This is a genomic window from Verrucomicrobiaceae bacterium (assembly GCA_016713035.1).
GTDB lineage: Bacteria > Verrucomicrobiota > Verrucomicrobiia > Verrucomicrobiales > Verrucomicrobiaceae > Prosthecobacter.
In genome coordinates this window covers 79,087-96,906 of sequence record JADJPW010000003.1, presented here as the reverse complement: position 1 = coordinate 96,906, position 17,820 = coordinate 79,087, and the positions used below count along the sequence as shown (strand labels likewise).

Sequence of the window (17,820 nt, the reverse complement as noted above, 5' to 3'; positions counted from 1 at the left end):
AGTGATGGGTGATGGTTATACCCGCGTCACTGGCACTGCGCAGCGGATATGAGTTCCTCTTGTGGGGAGATTATTGATCTGAAAAGCTGCTCCCATCATTTGCGCCCGATAGCGCATGGTGCGCAATCCCATGCCCTGTTGTGGGCCAGACTGTTGATCGATTTGAATACCTTTGCCGTTGTCCACTACATCCAACAAAATGAATCCGGGCTCGCCTTGGAGGTGTATTTTGACTTCTTGTGCGCCGCCATGTCGAACGGCGTTGGCCACTGCTTCTTGGGCGATTCGGTAGAGGTGCATGGCGGCCTCGGGTGGAGAGATTTGAGTTTCTCCCTCCTCGGTCACTTCGATTTGGATGCCGGTAAGTCGTGTCGTGTTTGCCGCTAAATCACTGAGGGCTACGGCCAGTCCGTGATGATCCACATGCACGGGGAAAATACCGCGTGCCATGCCTCGTGCTTCACGCACGGCTTCATAGATGGACTGCTGGATCAATTCTGCATCCTGGGCAGACGTGAGATGTTGGGTGCGCAGATCATCGGCAAGTGAGCGAGCTGCTAGGCCGATGGCCGCGAGGTGTTGACAGAGACCATCATGCAGATCCTGCCCGATGCGCTGCTGCTCATGTTCACTGACGGCGACGATGTCTGCCTCCAGTTGGCGGCGCTCCTCCAGTGCCTGGATGCGTGCGGCATCAGCTTCCTGTTTGTTGCGCACGGAGGTGGCGGCGTAGCCCACGACGGCAAAAAAGACGACTCGACTCAGGGTGGCCCAAAGATATCCCAGCATCGTTTCATAAGGATGCGTCTCCAGATTCGCCAGCCACCAGATGACCCCGCTGAGGATGGTGATGAAAATGCCAGCCGCAGACCCCGCCCACCAGACAGCGATGATTACCGGCACAGCGTAAAAGACGAATAAGCTCACCTCCCAGGTAGTTTGGTGATCGAGCCACCCCATCGCTACGGTCAGCAGTGCGGTGCAAAAGGCCACTAGAGCAGGCTTTTGTCTCCGCATGGCCTGCGTCATTCGTTGCCCCAGCCTAGTCCACGGCCACTCACCTGCTCTCTCGGCAGGTTGTTGGATCGTGGGGGTGACGACTTGCTGCATGCCCCATTCTGGACGCATTCTGGCTGCGAATCACTCTTTTTCTCAGGCTCGCATCACCACCGACTCATTCATGCGGCTCATCCCTTCGGCTAGCACATCACCTACCCATTGCCTCGCGGCCTTAAAACCACGCACCAGCGCATTGTCCAGCACCTCATGCACGCCGAATTGCTCCGCCAGCGCAGCCTCGCAGCCGCAATAGCGTGGCAGCAGCGTCACCAGCCCACGAGGGCGCATCCCCTCCTCACGCATGGCCAAAGTAGGGCTCACCACCCCTTTGCAGAGTACCAATCCACTCTCTTCCAGCGGGATACTGCGGCGCATGCCGAAGAACCAGCTCCGCCAGCTAAAGCGGGTGCGTCCCAGCTCATCTGTCTCCACACGGCCCAGAGTACGCACAGGCACACCGTCGATACGTCGTGCGAGGAAGCCCTTCGCTCCATCGCTCCTGATCGATTCTCTATCCGCATGGGGATCGAGGATCATATCACGCCCCATCAGCATGCCAAAGACAGCCAGACGCAGCGACCAGCCAGCCATCAGCACCGCGATAGCGATCAGCACTAGGGACACCGCAGCACCCAGCACCGGACTCAGCGCCGCACTACCAGCCACCAGCGCCAGAATGCCCAGCTTCAGCAGCTTCAGTCCAGTATCCACCAGCCCAAAGGGCGAAAAAGCAATCAGCACATTGATCGCGTGCGAACTCAGCCACACCACACCAAAGGCAGCCACAGCCACAGGGATGCTGATCCATGGCGTATGCACACCTGCATCCAGCATCGACGCCACAGGCAGCATCGCCGTCCCAGACACAGCGCCTGCATCACGCTGAATACGATCCACTTGGGACATCGCCAGCGCCACCAGTGGCACAAAGCCCGCACTAGCCACCAGCGCACTCGCCTTGTTCTCAAATAGCTCCACCCAGTCCAGTGGCTTCTTTGCCAAAGCAGGCACAAAAGCCCCCAGCACATCCTTCATCAGGCACAGCGCGATCAGCCCCAGCCCAGCACCCCACACACGTGGGTCACAATACCACGGCAGCCGCCCACGCAGACTCTCCTCCGTGCGCCACCATGTCCACGCACCCACCACGCTCACCCCCAGCAGCGGACTCACCGCTACCCCAGTGATCTCACTGATACCCTCTGCCAGCGACACGCCAGGCAGCAGCAGACCACTCTGATTCGGGCTGGAAATCCCCGCCGCAGCCGCAGCAGCCTTCACAGGATCATCCAGCAGGCCCGCAGGCTCCTGCGCCACACTCAGCGAGGCAAAAGCCAGCACGCACGGCAGCACCAGCACGCGGAGAAGTAGGGAAGGGGAGGTATTCATGGCTGTTTCGGGTTTCAGTTATGCAGTCTCACTCACAGACGGAGACAGCACTCACTTTGCTCATCCCCATCATCACGCAGTTCCATTTTTCCGCCATTCTTTCCGCCACATCACCCACCCCAGCTCCCCAGATCGGCTCAAAACACCGCATCCTTTGCTAAAAATACCACCACAGCCTAATTTACCACCCCGCCAGCCCGTTCCACCCGCCGAACACACCACATGCCCGCCCAACACGACCAGGATGAAGCCTCCGTTTTGGTGCGTCGAGCACTCGACCAATATGAAACGCAGCTCATCGCCTACGCCGCTGGCATCCTCGGGGGAGACATCGACCGGGGGCGCGACGTCGTGCAGGACTCCCTGCTGCGCCTCTACCTCACCGAGCCCGCCAAAGTCCGCGACAACCTCAAATCCTGGCTCTACACCGTCTGTCGGAACCGCGCCCTCGACATCCTCCGTAAAGAACAGCGCATCGACCTTGGCGAAGACGCCATCCTCGAAGCCGAGCCCTCCCACGAGCCCGATCCTCGCCAAAGTGCCATCCAGCGTGAGCAATGCGAAGGCGTCTGGCACTGCGTCGATCAGCTCCGCCCCAACCAGCGCGAAATCATCCGTCTCAAATTCCTCCACGACTGCTCCTACCAGGAAATCGCCGACATCACCGGCCTCACCACCGGCAACGTCGGCTTCATCATGCATCACGCCATCAAGAAACTGCGCGAGATCCTGAGCCAAGACCTCTCCGAAACGCATCCCTCTCTCTCGAAATGAACCCGCACGACAATCCCAATCTCACCGCCTACATCCTCGGTGAACTCGACGGCCCCCAGGCCCATGAAGTCCGTGCGCAATTCCAGCACGACAGCCCCTCAGCCCATGAAATGGAGCAGATCGAAGCCGTCACCGATGCCCTGCGCCACACTGCCCCCATCCCCACCTCACGCCTCACCCTCGAGCAGCGTCACGCCGTCCTCCACCCCGCCCATCTCCCGCGCATGGTGCAGCCCATGATGCCCCGCCGCGCCACCACACCCGCCTCACGTGGCAAACAGCCCGGAGTCCTCTGGACCGTCCTCGGCGGCATGATGAAAGCCGCCGCTGTCCTCACCCTCACCGGAGCAGCCTTCTTCCTCGGCAAAAACATGCCCGATGCCGCCCCTCAGGCTGCCGCGAATCCTCCCGCCCCAGTCCAAACAGCCCCCCAGGCCGAAAATACCCCAAACTCGTCCAAACACCGAAACCCCTCCCAACGCCCATTTTGGCCCCAGCAGCCAATCCGGCCCCAAAACCCGTTTTAGTCGCCGAAACAGCCCCCAAAGCCCCTCCAGCAGCCCAATCGCCCACCAAGCCCATCATCGCCGCGAAGCCTGAAATCACCCAACCTGCCCCTCAGGCCCCAACCGTGCCAGAACTCGGCTTCAGCACGCCCGCAGGAGCCAGCAGCACCTTCGCCAGCACCACCAAGCAGCCTGCTGGTCAATTCAGTCTCCGCCCTGCACTCATCAAGGCCCCCAGCCCGCCGCGAGATCCCACCGCCCTCGCCGCCCCCCTCCTCACAGACGCCAAAACCGCCTCCACCGTCACCAAATCCCCCGAGCTACTCATCCATTCCTGGAAATCCGAAATCGCCACCTGCCCCTGGAACCCAGACCACCGCCTCCTCCGCATCGTCATCCAGCTCCCCTCCAATCAAAGCGCCGTCACCACCGCCAAGAACGCCTCCTATCCCGTCAGCATCTCCTTTGACCCCCTCAGCGTAAAACAATACCGCCTCCTCAGTGAGCGTCACCTCCCCGCCGCAGACCTCAGCAGCGCAGGCACCCAGATCATTTGGTACGAATTCCAGCCCAACAGCAAAAGCGACATCAACAGCAAAACAGGCCGCCAAATCGCCAGCGTCTCCGTCTTTGGTGCACGCTTCACCACCCAGGCCGTCGGCCCCTTCGACAGCAGCCGCCTCCAAGTCCTCGATCGTGGCTACACCCTCGAAAACGCCCGCGACGACTTCGTCTTTGAATCCGCCGTCATCGGCTTCGGCCTCCTCATGCGTGGCGCAGAGCAGGTCGGCCACCTCGATCACGATCTCGTGCTCGATCTCGCCCGCCGAGCGAAAAACTCCGCCACCAGCGACGAGCGCACACGCTTCATCCGCCTGCTGGAGGACACCCGCCGCGCCATCGGCCTCGGTTTATAACAAAAACTCACGCGAGACCGCGGCCGCGCATCTCCGCCAGCGTCCAGTCATACTCACGCACCAGTTGATCCACCACATCACCACTGCGTAGCTCCTGCGGCAGCACCTCCCAGGTATAGGTCTCCATCTCGATGTGCTGGCACTTCGTCGGATGCTTCGCCAGCCAATCCATCGCCCCCAGCAGGTGATCCCGCGTGCTATCAAAACCGCCCCCAGGCTGCGCATGGATCGGGATGTGGAAATGCACCCGCCACTCCTCCCCTAGCATCCCAGGATTCGCCTCTGCAAAAGAAAGCGCATCCGGCAGATCCTTGAATCTCCGCAGCGGCTCCTCCTCACCATAGCTCGCGATCACTTGATGAAAATACACCGGCTCATCAAAGCCCCGCAGCTTCGCGATCAGCTCCGGCGTCGGCCGTAGCTTCAGCGCAGAGCTGAAATGCAGCTTACTCAGTCGGATACCCGCACCCGTCACACGATCCAGCGCCGCCTTTGCCTCCTCGAACTCGATCGCCAAATGGCACGTATCGTAATTCAGACCCACAAAGCGGAAGAAATCCCGATCCTGCGGATGCCGATCAAGATACAGCCCAAAGAACTTCAGCGTCTCCCCGCTCGTCTCAAACAGCCCTAGCGGCTCCGGCTCCAGCCCCAGGTGCAAATCATGCCCACTCGCCTCCGCCACCCGCTCGATATGCTCGCGGCACAGACGTAGATTCTGAAAAATCGCCTCCAGCTCCTCCGCCCCAGGATGAAAAGTCTTATGCGAGGCCGGTAGCGTGCTCACACTCCCGCTCACCCCCGGTGGCAGCAGCTTTCCCAGCAGATCAAAAAGCAACTTCGTGTACTCCAAGCGCTCACCACTGGCCCAATCCGGCTTAAACACCTGCTCCTTCACCCGCGTGCCGTGAAAAGCCCCGTAGGGGAAACCATTGATCGTAAAAACATAGCAACCATTCGCATCCAGCCAGGCGCGGAACTCATCCAGCCGCCCCGGAGCCGCTAGCTCCCGCGCCGCCTGCTCACTCAGCCGCAGACCGATGCCATAGGGCTTCCCCCCGCTCACACGCTCCTTCACCCGCAGCGTATGCTCACGCAGCCCGCGCCACGTCTCCTCCCACGTCTCGCCGCGGTGGATATTCGTGCAGTAACCCAGATGGATGCCATGATTTAAAAGCATAAGACCTCCTTCGTGCGCCGCCGCCCGCCCCTCGTCAACTCCTCTTCCCATTACCCTTTGCACTCAGAGGCCAGAGATTCCGAGCAAGAGGCAAGATCAAGCACCAGAACCCCCGTTTGAGCCACTGCACCTACTGCCATGAAATCGCTCACCCCAGCCCTCGCCGCTCTCCTCTTGCTCGCACCCGCATCGACCCCATTCGCCCAGGAGCTTTCCGCCCAGGTCCAGGCAGAGCTCCCCAGCCTCATCAGCCTCTACAAAGAGCTCCACGCCAATCCAGAGCTCTCCATGCACGAGGTCGAAACCTCCACCCGCATCGCCAGCGAGCTCCGCAGCGCCGGACTCCAAGTGACCGAAAAAGTCGGCGGCCATGGCCTTGTCGGCGTCCTAAAAAATGGCGATGGCCCCGTCATTCTCGTTCGCACCGACCTCGATGCCCTCCCCGTCACCGAGCAGACCGGCACCGACTACGCCAGCAAAAAAACCGTCAAGGACGACCTCGGGCGCGAAGTCGGTGTCATGCACGCCTGCGGGCATGACATCCACATGGCCACCTTCATCGGCACCGCCCGTGTCTTGGCCAAAATGAAGCGCCGCTGGAGCGGCACCCTCGTCATGATTGGTCAACCCGCCGAAGAACGCGTGCTCGGAGCCCGCCTCATGCTCCGCGCGGGCCTCTTTGAGAAATTTCCACGCCCAGACAAAGCCATCGCCCTCCACTGCGCCTCCGACATGCCCCACGGCACCATCGGCATCGTCGAAGGCTACGCCCTCGCCAATGTCGATACGGTCGAAATCATCGTCAAAGGCGTCGGCGGTCATGGCTCCATGCCCCACCTCAGCAAAGACCCCATCGTCCTCGCCGCACAGATCGTCCTCGCCTTACAAACCATCGTCAGCCGCGAGGTCCGTCCCGGAGATCCCGCCGTCGTCACCGTCGGCAGCATCCACGGCGGCACCAAAAGCAACATCATCAGCGACGAAGTCCGCCTCCAGCTCACCCTCCGCAGCTACAAAGCAGAAACCCGCCAGCACCTCATCGACTCCATCAAGCGCATCGTCCGTGCCCAGGCAGAATCCGCCGGCATGCCCGCCGCCAAAATGCCCGAAGTCATCGTCTCCGATGACCAAACTCCCGCCCTCTACAACCAGCCCGCCCTTTGCACCGCCGTGCGCGGCTACATCGGCAGCGAAATCGGCCCCGACAACGTCCTCACCCGCGAGCCCGTCATGGGCGCAGAAGACTTCGCCGAATACGGCCTCACCAAAGAAAAAGTCCCCCTTTGCATGTTCTGGCTCGGCACCCAAGATCCGCGAGCCGTCCTCCAAGCGAAGGAAAAAGCCACATCGCTGCCCTCGCTGCACTCCCCACTCTTTCAGCCAGTGCCAGCCCCCAGCATCGAAACCGGCGTCCGCGCCATGACCAGCGCAGTACTCGGCCTTTTCCGCAAATAAGCCGCTGCTTACAAAACCACGGTTTGAGGCCAAAATCGACCTTTTAGGCCATCCTTCGCAAAAATGGGCAAGCATGCCTCACAACCGTGAGAGCGACTCCCAATTCTCATCGGTCCATTTTGGCCTGTGATCGCTGTTTTGGCCCGCTTTGAGGCCCTTTTCGGCACCTTCCGCACCCTTTTCCGCGTCCCAGGCACCGCTTTGCCCCGATCCCGCTCCTCTGATTCGCATTCCCGGTTCGTTCGTTCGCTTCGAGAGTGAGAATCGAGTCACAAAAGTGAGAATTAAAGGCCAGCAGGATGACGAGCAACGAAGCCAGCCATGCTGCGGCTCTTCACACGCCATCTCGGGCCCTCGCCCACGCTACCACCGCTGGTGTCCATGCGCAGTCCGCAGATCGTCATGAACACATGCTCCCCTGGCTTCACCCACACCGTGATGAAGCGGCCCTGACCCGCTTCACCATAGTTCATGAAAGCACCGCTGGCCAAAGGCGCACGCAACAGCCCCGCTTTGATCAGCACATAGCTGACGCTGCCACTGCAATCATAAGCACTGTCTTCCACGCTGGCATGGCCACCGCCACGCAGGTAGGGCTTGTTCTGAATCTTATTAGCCGCATACACCGCATGCTGCACCGCCGCAGGAGCACCGGAAGCGAGTGACGCAAAACGACCATCAAACCGGATCGAGGAAGAGCCACCACCGCCGATAGCAGCCTGTGGAGCCGCAGCGGCACGAGGAGCGGGAGCCGCCTGGCGTGGAGCCACAGCGACCGCACGCGGAGCAGCCTGCTGCTGACGAGGGGCACGGCCCGCAGCGGCCTGCTGGGCATGGTAAGCAGCCCAAGCGGCTTGGTTCTGGGCATAAGCCTGCTGCTGGCGGTGGTAGGCAGCCCAAGCGGCCTGGTTCTGGGCATAAGCCTGTTGCTGGGCTTGATAAGCAGCCTGAGTCTGAGCGGCGGTGTAGTTGCCAGCGGCGTAGTAGCCGTTTTGGGCCTGTGAGGAAGAGGGCGCCGCCAGAACGAGCAGGAGGAGGCAGAGGGAAGCCAGAGCAGCGAAAGCAGTGCGAAGCGCTAGGCGAGTAAGGAGGAGGAAACCAGAAGGAGACATGGCAGAGGTCGAGTTATGGAAAATATAACTAACATAACCATCATATCAACAGCCCTCGTAAAAACGTGGCGAACTCGTAAATTAGAGAAACAGACCATGCGAACAGGGCATAGCACTTCGAATAGGCCGAATAGGCCGAATAGGGCCTATGGGGCCAATTTTGGTGCCGCCTTACCGTTTTGCGGGTTGGAGGCATCGTTGGCGGCAGATCACCGTCTGCTGCAAGCTGGTCATCTTCTCTCTTGACCATACCGATGATAAGAGCGCTTTTGCATACCCGTTTCCGACTTCTCTCCACGCCATGAAACCGAACGCACGCCTCGCCTGCCTGTTTGCTACCCTTTTCACTGCCGGACTCTCTTTGGCACAACTCCCTGATGAATTCCGCACCTGGACGAATACATCCGGGAAGCAAATTGAGGCCACACTCGTCTCCGTCGATGCTACGACGCGATCGCTGAAAATCCGAATGAAGGATGGTAAAGAATTCGATGTGCCCATCGCTAGCCTGAGTCCGGCAGATTTCGAGTATGCCAAAACACGCTACGCCGCGATGCAGGCTGCACCTGTGACGATGCCTGCCACGACTCCGCCTGCCGCAGCGACCACCGCTGGCACGCCGCCCGCTCCGACACCTGAGCCTGCGAAGGCTAAAGGCAAAGGGAAAGCGCCCGCTGCACCAGCCGTAGCCAGCAAGCCCGCTCCGCCGCGCCCGCAGATCACCGTGCTGCCGGTGTCCAAATTCAAAGCTCCTGCGGCAAATGATTACCTCGGTGGTATCCAAAAGGTGCGACCTCGCCTGATCCAAAACGCCGCAGGCTGGGCCGCGATCAAAAACCAAATCGCTGCGGATCCGGTGCTCGCCAAGATGATGGATAATTTAAAAGCCTCTGGCGAGGACTTGCTCAAAGACCCCGAGCTCAACCGCATCAATGGTGAAGTGCGTGGCACCACCAGTGAGGGCTCAAAGGCCATCTACCGCATGGGCTTGCTCGCGGCACTGCATTATGGCGATGGCGATTTGAAATGGAAAGAGCGTGGTGCACGCGAGGTGATGCTGCTTTGCGATAAAGTGAATTTCCGTGACTGGCATCCCACCGAGGCCGTAGCAGTCGCAGACATGGTCATCGCCGTCAGCCTTGGTTATGACTGGTTCCGTGATGGCTACAATGCCGCCCAAGCTGCTGAAATCCGCACCTTCCTGCGCCAAAAAGGTGTCGATGCTCTGGTCGCTCATCTTGAGGAAGAGCCCGTGCCACCGACTGCCTTCGGCACCAGCGCCGGACAAACGGAAGAAAAGAAAAAAGCTCCCGCCAAAGCCCCGGCCAAAGGCAAAGGGAAGGCCGATAAAGAAGAGCCACCACCCGTGAACATGGAGAAGATGCACATCGCCTCCGCGCTGCTGCTCAATGCCATCGGATTCGTCGATGAAGACCCCGATATGGCAAAAATCTCTGCCAATGCCGCTGCGAAAGTCTTTGGCGAAGGCATCCAGCGCTTTGCTCCTGCGGGCATCTGGCCAGAGGGCATGGTCGCGGGTGATTGCGTGATGGATTACGCCTCCATGGTCATCCAGTCCCTGCGCAGCGCCGCAGGCAAGGACCTCGGCCTCAGCATGCTCGAAGGCATCCCACAGTTCGGTTTTGCCCGCATGCATCTGTATGGCCCCAGTGGTCAGCCCTTTAACTTTGGCGATGGAGTCCAGGGCGGCACGCCGCGTCCATGGGTCGCGACATGGTTGGCCGGACTGCATGGGAATCCCGGCATCCCGGCCATCACGGCAGGGGCGAAAATGGGTGTCGGCTCTTCCTTCTTCGGCCACGCAGGGCACTTCATTTATTACAACCCGCACGCCGCAGGCCAGGGCACCCCAGACAGCCCCGAGTATGCCACACCCGGCGGCATCGCGGCTACCGTGCGGAGCGGCTGGACCAAAGATGACCTCTACATCGCTGCCAAAGGCGGCGACAATCGCGATCTCCACTCCCAGCTCGACATTGGCACCTTCGTCCTCGACGCAGGGGGCGTGCGCTGGGCCATGGATCTCGGCGCAGAAAATGATCGCGCACCCGGATTCGAAGCAAAGCCTGGCGCGGATCGCACCAAGCGCTACGAACTCTTCCTCGAAGGCACCAAAGGCCAAAATACCCTAACGCTCGAAGGTGGTAATCAGGAGCTAGATGCCCGCGCAGGTGTCCTTTTCACCCAATCCACGCCTGAGGCTGGCTTCGCCGTGATCGACATGACGAAGGCCTATGACAAAGATGCCAAAGACGTCCATCGCGGCATCATGGTCGTGCGTGGAGCGGCACCCTATCTCGTCATCCAGGACGATCTCTCCGTCAAAAACACCAAACCGCTCACTTGGAGCATGCAGACCAAGGACACGGAACTCGTCGTCAATGGCAACACCGTGACGATGACCAAAGGAGGCCAAAAACTCCTCGCCACCATCGTCTCGCCCAAGGAGGCCATGTTCACCTCTGAAGAGCCACCGCCTCCTGCGGATGAACAGCAGGGACGCAAGCTCGGCGCCAAGACCGCCGACTTCGCAGGCGAAAACGTCAAGATCCTCAAAGCCACCGTCCCTGAGGCCAAAGGCAACGTCAGCCTCTGCATCACCTTCACCACCGCTGAGACAGCACCAGCACACACGCACACAGCCATCTCCACCTGGGCAAAGAAAAAGTGAGTCGTGCGGAGAACTCCAAGACCAATCATGCCTGCTCCCGTTTACTTCACCACGCAGGCATCGCCGCTCGGCGATCTCACGCTTTGCATGACGGGTGGTCGCCTCTGCGGACTCTACTTTGAAGGACACAAGCCTGCCCCGAAGCATGAAGGCTGGATCCGCGATGATGGGCCGCTTTTTGATGCTGCTCGGACTTGGCTCGATGCCTACTTCACTGGTAAAAAACCGCGCAAACGGCTCCCGGTCGATTTTCGCAGCGGCACATCCTTTCAGCGGCGTGTCTGGGATACGCTGATCTCCATCCCGTATGGCGAAACGACCAGTTACGCAGCCATCGCTGTCGAAATCGGCTCTCCACGTGCCGTGCGAGCCGTCGGAGCCGCTGTCGGGCGCAATCCGCTCTCCATCTTCATTCCCTGTCACCGCGTCATCGGTCGCGATGGAACTCTAACAGGCTACGCAGGCGGAATAGACCGCAAAAAGCACCTTCTCGCCCTAGAGGCTCAAAAGTAGCGTCATTGCTGTGCAACAATGCAGCTCTACCGCCACTCGTGCTTCGGATACCTTCCACGAAGCTGCGCTTTCACGCCGGGATAGCCTTCACGCCAGAAACGACCGAGGTCGCCGGTCGTCTGAATCGGCCGCTGTGCCGGTGAGAGCAGGTGAACGGTGACGCTGATGCGACCGGCGGCGACTTTGGGGTTTTCGTTCACGTCGTACATGTGCTGGAGCACGGCGCTGACGGCGGGGGGCTGCTTTTCGTCATAGACGATGCGGGCGGTTTTGCCGTTCTTGAGGGCGTAGCGCTCGGGGGCGTATTTTTCCAGCATCTCGCGTTGCGAGTGGCTGAGCCATTGGTGCAGGGCGGGGAAGACTTCGCGGTCTTTGAGGGCGCGGTAGGTGGTGCAGCCGTGGCAGAGTTGCTCGATGATGAGATGGCGGTCTTCTTCACTGATGGGCGGGATTTCGAGCTCGGGCATCCACTTGGAGAGGCAGTTCACGCGGGTGATCCATTGCTCGACTTTTTCGTTCCAAAGCGGGAGTTCCAGGCGGCCAGCGATGACTTCGGCAGCGAGCAATGAGGCGGCTTGGGTTTCATCGGGCTCGCCGCGTTCTTTGCTGGCGAGGACGAGGCTGCGGAAGCGTGTCTCCTCCATGTTCATGACGCGGCGGTTCACGCTGTCGTAGCGGGCGCTGCGTCCGGTGGTGAAATCGGCGGGGAAGAGCTCGCGCAGCCAGTTTTCGTCGATGGCGGTGACGTTGTTGAGCTTTACGGTGAGCGCTTTGCCCTGCACTTCGACGATCTCGGCGGCGACGAGTAGGCGCGGGGCTTTGATGTGTGCGGCTTTGTCGAGATGGCCGGTGTAACCGCCTGCGAGCCGGTAAATGCGGCTGCCGGGGCTAGTTTCGACACCGAGGTGGTCGCTGAACGCGGCGAGCAGTGTTTTCGCGAGCGCTTCAGGCTCAGCGATTTGGTCGTTGATGCTCAGTCCGGCCCGTTTAGCGAGATGGAGGAACTGATCGGCGCTGCGTGCGGATTCACGCGAGGCCATGGCATGAACGCCATAGCGGGCGCAGGCATCGGGATCGAAGTTCATGGCCTCCGCACGCGTGAAAGCACGCAGCAGGGCTTGGAACTCACTGAGGTCGCCATTTTCCCAAAACTCCTCGTTGGTGTGTGAAGCGTTGTTTTTGCCGACGAGCAAAATATCGCTCCCCTGGGCGATGGCGGCGCAGGTAGCGGCCTCACGCAAACAGCCGAACTCGGCGGCGGCGAGCAGCATGCGCGAAAAACGCGGATGCAGCGGGAATTTGGCCATCTGGCGGCCGAGGTCGGTGATGCGGCCGTTTTGATCCGTGGCACCGAGGTCGTGCAGGAGGTCTTCGGCGCGAGCGAGTGCGGCTGGAGCGGGAGCTTCGAACCATTCGAGGTCAGACGAATCGGACCGATCGGTCGGGTCAAAAAGCACCCGCAGCGCCAAAAGCGCCTCACTCAGATCAAGACGCTGCACTTCCGGCAGTTCGCATTCGGCACGCAGAAGGTGCTCACGCTGGGTCCAGAGGCGCACGGCGATGCCGGGGCCGAGACGACCGGCGCGGCCGGCACGTTGCTCGGCAGATGCTCGGCTGGTTTTCTGCACGGTGAGCGTGTTGATGCCGCGACGGGCATCGTAGTTGGCGATGCGGGCGGTGCCGCCGTCGATGACGGCTTTGACGCCTTCGATGGTGAGGGAGGTCTCGGCGACGTTGGTGCTGACGATGATTTTGGGCTGCTCGCCGGGTGTGACGGCGGCGTCTTGATCCTGCGGCGTGAGTTCGCCATGCAGCGGCACGACTCGGCGACCACGGGAAAAGGCACGACCTTGGATGGCGGCGATGGTTTTGCGGATTTCGTGCCCGCCGGGCATGAAGACGAGCATGTCGCCGCTGAAGCCGGGTGAGAGGGCGAGTTCTTCGCAGGCGCGGGCGGCTTGGTCCCACACGGGCTCGGGGTAGCCGTTTTTTTGCGGCACGGGGGCCTGGTAGCGCACCTCCACGGGGAAGGTGCGGCCTTCGGACTCCAGCAGCTTGCTGGGCTGCATGAAATCAACGAGCGGCCCTGGCACCAGCGTGGCGGACATGACGATGATTTTTAAATCGGGTCGCCGTGTGCGTTGAAGGCGGCGGGCAAAGGCGAGCACGAGATCGCCATCGAGATGACGCTCATGAAATTCGTCGATGCAGATGCAGCCCACGCGGTCGAGCTGCGGGTCTTCGAGCAGCATGCGGAGCATGACGCCCTCGGTGACGTAGGTGAGCCTCGTTTCGCGGCTGGTGACGTTTTCAAAGCGCACTTGGTAGCCGACTTCGCCACCGAGTTTGGCATTTCGCTCGCGAGCGACACGCTGGGCGAGCATGCGTGCGGCGATGCGGCGTGGTTGGAGCACGACGCAGCGTTTGCCATCCGGCAGGAGGCCGCTGTCGAGCACGAACTGCGGGATCTGCGTGGACTTGCCGCTGCCGGTGGGCGCTTTGATGAGCAGATTCGGCGTCGCCGGATCGAGCAGAGCGGCGGTGAAGGTCTGGCGGAGTTCGAAGATCGGAAGTGGGTCGGCCATCGGCTAGTGGAGTGCTCGCAGGCCCTTGTTCAGCATGAAGTCGCGATCAAAGGAGCGGCTGTGCGATACACAGTGAGAGCGGGGGCTTCAACCATTTCGGACTCACACGGGGCGTGTGTAGATGCGCTGAAAGGTGTCCGCTCGGTTCATCGGGTCGATGATGGTGATGCCATCCTCGCCGAAGCGGGCGGTGACGGGGGCTCCTTTGCCTTCATGGAGGTATTGGAAGTTCAAATCGCGCACTTTGGCCGCGGCATCGACGATGGCGCAGGTGATGCGTGCTTCCTCGGGCGTCGGATACAGATGCGCGAGGCTGTCGCGGCTCTCGCTGGCGAATTTAACCCTGGAGACGGCGACGAGTGCCACGGTTAGGCTGTCCACGCCGTAGCCGATGTAGGCCTTGGAGCCGTCTGCACGGGTGACGTCGCGGGTGAAGTGATTGTTGCTCGTGCGTGAGCCACCACCGGCATTCCACCAGCGGAAGCCGCGGTATTGCTGATCGCTCTCCACTTTGCCATCGGCACCGACGATTTCGTGCCCTTGATTGACCGGGCCTTCAAAGTCCGCCGGCGTGATCCAGTTGTTGTGGAAATTGATGCTCATGCCGTTGTCGAAATCCACCCGCACCTGCACGGCGTCGTAGGCATTGATGCCATCGCGAATGAGGCGTTTTTTTTGTCCTACGGCGGTGAGGCTGACGGGCTTTGATTTGTAGTAGCTGTAGATGAGATCGGTCCAGTGCGGGCCGACGTAGCTGAAGGGGTCACTGCTCTCCACCCACTTGAAGGTGCTGGTGCTGACCTCCAGCGGCTCCTCTAAATAGGCGGTGCCGTAGAGCGGGGCTCCGATGCGGTTCTGGATGTCATCACGGATGCGCAGATGATCTGGGTCGTAGCGCTTATGCATGTCCACACCGACGATGAGGTTCTTCGCCTTTGCGGCGTCGATGATTTCATCAGCCTCCTGGATGCTGAGACACATGGGCTTCTCGGTGAGCACATGGACGCCCTTTTTCAATGCGGCGAGGATGGGCTGCGTGTGCAGATGGTCAGGCGTCGCGACGGCCATCACGTCTAGGTCGGGAAAGGCGGCCAAAATGTCATTCCAGGGCTCATCACCATGAAAGCAGCGTGGTTCATGCCCCGTGAGCTCTTTGAAGAAGGTGGCGGACTTCTTGGCGCTGGCCTCTGAGCGTGTGGCGACGGCCACGAGGTCAAACTTCACCGGAGCCAGGTCACGGGAGTATTTATCCAGGCCCACGCGAGCGAGCTGCCCGGCGATGCCGAAGCGCTGTAGGTCTGCGTAAGCACGCAAGTGGACATCTCCGCCGAACATGCCGGCACCGACGAGGGCGATTTGGATCGTTTTTTCTGCCATAGGGCTGCTATCCAAGCCGACAGGGCAGGGGAAGCAAGGGGCGAGCGTGATACCAGCGTGCCTGAAAATGGTATGAAAGGGAGAAAGTAGGGCCAGTTTGCGCTTGTGCCCAAAGCGAAGGATTTGCTATGGGAAGCACTCACCTCACGCCACCATCACCCTACCACTCACCCTTTCCCATGAGCTTTAACGCCCGCCTCACCGAAGACATCAAAACCGCCATGAAGGCCAAAGACGCCGTCACCCTGGAGACCGTGCGGATGCTGAAGTCTGCTCTCAAATACGTCGCCATCGAAAAACTCGGTGCCGAAGGCGAGCTACCAGAGGCCGATGCGCTCAATGTCGTGCGCAAAGAGATCAAGAAGCGCCAGGACAGCATCACCAGCTTTGAGAGTGCCAATCGTGCGGATCTGGCGGACAAAGAAAAGGCCGAGCTCGCCGTGCTCGAGAAATACCTGCCCGCCGCCATGAGTGCCGAGGACATCACCAAGCTGGTCGAGTCCGTGATCGCTGAGCTCGGAGCCACTTCCAAAAAAGAAATGGGTGCCGTGATGAAGGTGCTCCAGGAACGCAGCGCTGGCCGTGCCGATGGCAAGACGCTCTCGTCCGAAGTCGGCAAAAGGCTCGCGTAACATCCACCTCCGCCCTCTCCAGGATGCCATCTGCATGCTCGCATGGGATGGTGATCGGGAGAATCAAACACCATGACCTCCGCCATCATCGTCGCCGCAGGCAGCAGTCGGCGCATGGGCTTTAATAAGCTCCTCGCCCCGATGGGCGGAGAGCCCGTGCTGCGGCGGACTTTGGGCGTTTTTGCCCGCTGCGATGCGATTGCCGAAATCATCCTCGTCGCCAGCGAGGAGGTGCGTGAGGCCGCCGAGAGCTGGCGACTGCCCAAGCTCACGCAAATCGTCTCCGGTGGCTCAGAGCGGCATTTTTCGGTCAAAGCAGGACTGGATGCCGTTTCGCCGCAGGCTGGACTAGTCGCCATCCATGACGGAGCGCGGCCATTGATCAGCGTGGCGCAGATTCAGCGCTGCATTGAGGCGGCTAGCATCCACGGAGCTGTCACCTGTGCCCGCCGCGTCACCGAGACACTGAAGCGGGCCGATGCCGCAGGGCGCATCACCGACAGCATCGACCGTGAGGGCGTCTGGATCATGGAGACGCCGCAGGTCTTTCAGATCGGTCTCATCCGCCGTGCCTATGATGCCGTGTTGGCTGCCGGACTGCTCGTCACCGATGAAGTCAGCGCCATTCAGCATCTGGGAGAGGCGGTGCGAGTCATCGAGAACCCAGAGCCCAATCCCAAGATCACCCTGCCTGGCGACATCCAGGCGGCGGAGCGTTTTCTAGGCTGAGGCCGATAGGGCTCACTCATACGGCAGCCACCAGGCACGCAGCCATTCCGTCTTGCCACGTTGGAAGCCACGCTCCAGCAGGCGCTTTTCCATATCCTGGAGATGCGCAGCGCCGTAAAAGATGGCGAGATGCTTCTTCCCAGCGGCGATCTGTTTGTCCAGGACCTCAAAGGCCACACGATTGCGCTCACCGACGATCACCGTGCCATCCCCCGCCTCCATGCGGGCCATCAGTCGCTCCACTTGATCGAACTGGCCTGCCACGGCACGCTTCAGCTCCACGGGATTGTCCTTATTCATCAGGAGCTGGAGCATCATCGCCAGGCTGGCCGCATCTGGATCATCACCCGTTTCGCTTTGCATCTCGGACTGCGCCTGCCAGAGCTTGAAGTAGAGTCCCAGCAGGCTCTCCTTTTTCACCTCACGCGTCTTTTGGAACTGCGGCAGACTCATATCGGCATGGATGAAGTTCTTGGCGCGGTAGTCGATGCCTTCGAGCTGGCCGTGCAGATCCAGCGCATCACGCATCGCTGCCTGAAGCTGGCCCACCCAGGCCAGAGAGCTGGCATCCTCCTTTTCTGCGCCCGGCTTGCCGCGCAGATCCATGGGCTTACCGACGAGTTCGTAAAGCACCGCATCGTAGCTGCGAAAGCGCAGGTTCAGCGCATCGAAGTAGCTTTTGTCAGCGATGTGGATCGCACCGACGAGATCGACCACCACCTTCGTGGGCGAGGTGAAGCTCACCACCGCCGTTTCCAGGCTGTCGCCATCCTCGTGGGACTCGAAGCGCACATAATCCGTCAGCGCGGCCTTCTTTTCCGCTGGAGGCGCAGGGGACTCTGCCCGCAGGACAGCGCAGGCGAGTAAGCAGGCAGCGAGGAGGGGAAAGCGTCTCATGGC

At 60.7% G+C, this 17,820-nt stretch carries 15 protein-coding genes; 8 read left to right on the top strand and 7 right to left on the bottom strand.

Annotation, left to right across the window (positions count from 1 at the left end; all coding sequences use genetic code 11):
* Positions 1-15: 15 nt before the first annotated feature.
* Together IPK32_11630 and IPK32_11625 are read right to left on the bottom strand one after the other, a co-directional pair.
* The gene (locus IPK32_11630) at positions 16-1,128 is read right to left on the bottom strand and encodes a sensor histidine kinase (GenBank protein MBK8092600.1); all 1,113 of its coding nucleotides are present in this window, start codon (positions 1,126-1,128) and stop codon (positions 16-18) included.
* Between the two features lie 24 nt (positions 1,129-1,152).
* Entirely contained in the window at positions 1,153-2,448 is a 1,296-nt protein-coding gene (locus tag IPK32_11625; GenBank protein ID MBK8092599.1) for a hypothetical protein, read from the bottom strand.
* Positions 2,449-2,670: 222 nt separating this feature from the next.
* Here IPK32_11625 and IPK32_11620 point away from each other — a divergent pair, with 222 nt between their 5' ends.
* From IPK32_11620 to IPK32_11610, 3 genes are read left to right on the top strand one after another with little or no spacing between them, the layout of a single operon-like run.
* The gene (locus IPK32_11620) at positions 2,671-3,222 is read left to right on the top strand and encodes a sigma-70 family RNA polymerase sigma factor (protein MBK8092598.1); all 552 of its coding nucleotides are present in this window, start codon (positions 2,671-2,673) and stop codon (positions 3,220-3,222) included.
* Positions 3,219-3,749 carry a hypothetical protein gene (locus tag IPK32_11615; protein ID MBK8092597.1) on the top strand — a complete coding sequence of 177 codons (531 nt, stop codon included), beginning with the start codon at positions 3,219-3,221 and terminating at the stop codon, positions 3,747-3,749. The genes IPK32_11620 and IPK32_11615 overlap by 4 nt, the downstream gene beginning before the upstream one ends.
* The gene (locus IPK32_11610; protein ID MBK8092596.1) at positions 3,710-4,645 is read left to right on the top strand and encodes a DUF3520 domain-containing protein; all 936 of its coding nucleotides are present in this window, start codon (positions 3,710-3,712) and stop codon (positions 4,643-4,645) included. Before IPK32_11615 ends, IPK32_11610 begins: the two co-directional genes overlap by 40 nt.
* A 7-nt stretch (positions 4,646-4,652) precedes the next feature.
* Here IPK32_11610 and eboE read toward each other — a convergent pair whose 3' ends face one another.
* Positions 4,653-5,825 carry a metabolite traffic protein EboE gene (eboE, locus tag IPK32_11605; protein ID MBK8092595.1) on the bottom strand — a complete coding sequence of 391 codons (1,173 nt, stop codon included), beginning with the start codon at positions 5,823-5,825 and terminating at the stop codon, positions 4,653-4,655.
* A 138-nt stretch (positions 5,826-5,963) separates the two neighbouring features.
* On the opposite strand from eboE, the gene IPK32_11600 reads away from it, so the two are divergent.
* Entirely contained in the window at positions 5,964-7,280 is a 1,317-nt protein-coding gene (locus IPK32_11600) for an amidohydrolase (GenBank protein ID MBK8092594.1), read from the top strand.
* A 284-nt stretch (positions 7,281-7,564) separates the two neighbouring features.
* Here IPK32_11600 and IPK32_11595 read toward each other — a convergent pair whose 3' ends face one another.
* Positions 7,565-8,392 (bottom strand): hypothetical protein, encoded by an 828-nt coding sequence (locus tag IPK32_11595; GenBank protein MBK8092593.1) that lies wholly within the window; start codon positions 8,390-8,392, stop codon positions 7,565-7,567.
* Positions 8,393-8,693: 301 nt separating this feature from the next.
* On the opposite strand from IPK32_11595, the gene IPK32_11590 reads away from it, so the two are divergent.
* Together IPK32_11590 and IPK32_11585 are read left to right on the top strand one after the other, a co-directional pair.
* Positions 8,694-11,084, top strand: coding sequence for a heparinase II/III family protein (locus IPK32_11590; GenBank protein MBK8092592.1), 2,391 nt, complete (start codon positions 8,694-8,696; stop codon positions 11,082-11,084).
* 27 nt (positions 11,085-11,111) lie between these two features.
* Complete coding sequence (locus IPK32_11585) at positions 11,112-11,597, top strand: methylated-DNA--[protein]-cysteine S-methyltransferase (GenBank protein MBK8092591.1); 486 nt, start codon at positions 11,112-11,114, stop codon at positions 11,595-11,597.
* Positions 11,598-11,623: 26 nt separating this feature from the next.
* Here IPK32_11585 and hrpB read toward each other — a convergent pair whose 3' ends face one another.
* Positions 11,624-14,182, bottom strand: a complete 2,559-nt coding sequence (gene hrpB, locus IPK32_11580) for an ATP-dependent helicase HrpB (protein MBK8092590.1) — start codon at positions 14,180-14,182, stop codon at positions 11,624-11,626.
* Between the two features lie 102 nt (positions 14,183-14,284).
* Positions 14,285-15,559, bottom strand: coding sequence for a Gfo/Idh/MocA family oxidoreductase (locus tag IPK32_11575; protein MBK8092589.1), 1,275 nt, complete (start codon positions 15,557-15,559; stop codon positions 14,285-14,287).
* A 179-nt stretch (positions 15,560-15,738) separates the two neighbouring features.
* Between IPK32_11575 and IPK32_11570 the strand changes: the two genes are divergently transcribed.
* Together IPK32_11570 and ispD are read left to right on the top strand one after the other, a co-directional pair.
* Positions 15,739-16,191: a GatB/YqeY domain-containing protein gene (locus IPK32_11570; GenBank protein MBK8092588.1), complete on the top strand. Its 453-nt coding sequence runs from the start codon at positions 15,739-15,741 to the stop codon at positions 16,189-16,191.
* 72 nt (positions 16,192-16,263) lie between these two features.
* Entirely contained in the window at positions 16,264-16,920 is a 657-nt protein-coding gene (gene ispD / locus IPK32_11565; GenBank protein MBK8092587.1) for a 2-C-methyl-D-erythritol 4-phosphate cytidylyltransferase, read from the top strand.
* Between the two features lie 12 nt (positions 16,921-16,932).
* On the opposite strand, the gene IPK32_11560 is transcribed toward ispD, so the two are convergent.
* Entirely contained in the window at positions 16,933-17,817 is an 885-nt protein-coding gene (locus tag IPK32_11560; protein MBK8092586.1) for a hypothetical protein, read from the bottom strand.
* Between the last annotated feature and the right edge of the window lie 3 nt (positions 17,818-17,820).